Genomic DNA, 1,239 nt, shown 5'->3' on the forward strand with positions numbered 1-1,239 from the left:
ACTATTTAATTCAACAACTGAAACATCCTGCCATCGCTATGTCTTTGGTATAGCTCAGAAGTGCCGATCGCCTGTGACAGTTGCGTAAGTCCTAACAGCAGTTAAAGCCAATCCCACAGATAAAGGTGTGGAGGTAATTTTACAGACTTCCTTTGGGGAACACTTGCAAATCACAAATCGTAGTGCAGCTAATAGCTTTATTGTTGATATTCCTAACGCGCAACTACGTTTACCCAGTGGCGAGATATTTACATTCCGCTCAGACAAACCAATTGCAGGTATTACTGGGATAACAGTAACGAATTTTGATGCTAACACTATCCGGGTTACAGTGACAGGTGAGGCGGGTGTCCCAACTGTTGAATTGTTTGACAGTCCGAATGAGGGGTTGATTTTTAGCGTTGCGAGTGCGGCTGCTTCTAGCCAACCACCAGCACAATCACAAACGCAACCAACACCTGAACCAAATCAGCCAATAAGTGAGACACAACCAACTCAACCATCTTCTCAGACAGATGAACCGATTGAATTGGTAGTGACGGGTGAGCAAGATGGATATCGTGTAGAAGATTCCTCAACTGCTACCAAGACTGACACTCCTCTGCGCGATATTCCGCAGTCAATTCAAGTTATTCCTCGACAGTTGATAGAAGACCAACGGATAACCCGCATCAGTGATGCGTTAAGAAACGTTAGCGGCATCCAAGAACCGGCTAGTACGACCCGTAATGTATTCGATGTACCTATAATCCGAGGCTTTACCCCTAATAGTGATGCTATTTTGAGGAATGGTCTTAGAGAAAGAACAAGTAGCCGTATTCCTTCTGAGACTGCAAACTTGGAGCGTATTGAAGTTCTCAAAGGGCCTGCTTCTGTTCTGTACGGTCAAGGTTCTCTCGGAGGCACTGTCAATTTAGTCACTAAACAGCCTTTAAGTTCGCCTTATTACTCAGTGGAAGCTTCAGTTGGCAGTTTTGATTTTTATCGGAGTTCTTTAGACTTTTCCGGCCCCTTAACTTCCGATAAAACACTGCTATATCGCCTGAATGCTGCTGCGGAAACTTCAGGAAGTTTCGTTGATTTTTTGGATAGGCAGCGTTACTTTGTTTCACCCGTCTTAACGTGGCAAATTGATCGGAATACAAAGATATAGCCCTACGCAAATACGTTAGGACATTGTTTGAATGCGGCATCGACACAATCACGAAAGCGATTAAATTCATGCCAACGTTGCCGCAT

Annotated in this window: 1 protein-coding gene and 1 pseudogene; both read left to right on the forward strand. The window is 44.2% G+C overall.

What is annotated here, in order from left to right:
- Nucleotides 1-112: 112 nt before the first annotated feature.
- Nucleotides 113-346, forward strand: a pseudogene (locus tag V7K40_RS14785) (AMIN domain-containing protein); the annotation flags it as partial.
- Complete coding sequence (locus V7K40_RS14790) at nt 332-1,153, forward strand: TonB-dependent receptor plug domain-containing protein (protein ID WP_336884631.1); 822 nt, start codon at nt 332-334, stop codon at nt 1,151-1,153. The pseudogene V7K40_RS14785 and the gene V7K40_RS14790, both read left to right, overlap by 15 nt.
- The last annotated feature ends 86 nt before the right edge of the window (nt 1,154-1,239 follow it).

Origin of the sequence: Nostoc sp. (assembly GCF_036917195.1) — a bacterium.
Classification (GTDB): Bacteria; Cyanobacteriota; Cyanobacteriia; order Cyanobacteriales; family Nostocaceae; genus Nostoc.